This window comes from Paenibacillus silvestris (assembly GCF_009882985.1).
In the GTDB taxonomy this organism is placed as follows: domain Bacteria; phylum Bacillota; class Bacilli; order Paenibacillales; family NBRC-103111; genus Paenibacillus_E; species Paenibacillus_E silvestris.
On record NZ_WTUZ01000010.1, the window covers coordinates 1 to 325 of the forward strand.

1 protein-coding gene is annotated in these 325 nt (G+C 60.6%); it reads right to left on the reverse strand.

What is annotated here, in order from left to right; translation table 11 throughout:
- Nucleotides 1-325, reverse strand: a 325-nt coding sequence (locus tag GQF01_RS03395; protein ID WP_202556130.1) for a hypothetical protein, incomplete at both ends; no start/stop codon positions are given.

Below are 325 nucleotides of genomic sequence, written 5' to 3' on the forward strand. Positions count from 1 at the left end.
GCTCCCGTTGCACCTGCTACGCCTGTACTTCCAGTTGCTCCAGTTGCACCGGCAGCTCCTGTTGCACCAACTGCTCCTGTATCACCAGTCGCGCCTGTTGCTCCTGTTGCACCTGCTACGCCTGTACTTCCAGTTGCTCCTGTTGCACCGGCAGCTCCTGTCGCACCAACTGCTCCTGTATCACCAGTCGCACCTGTCGCTCCCGCTGCTCCTGCATTACCAGTTGCACCTGTGGCTCCCGCTGCTCCTGCATTACCAGTTGCACCTGTGGCTCCCGCTGCTCCTGCATTACCAGTTGCACCTGTGGCTCCCGCTGCTCCTGCAT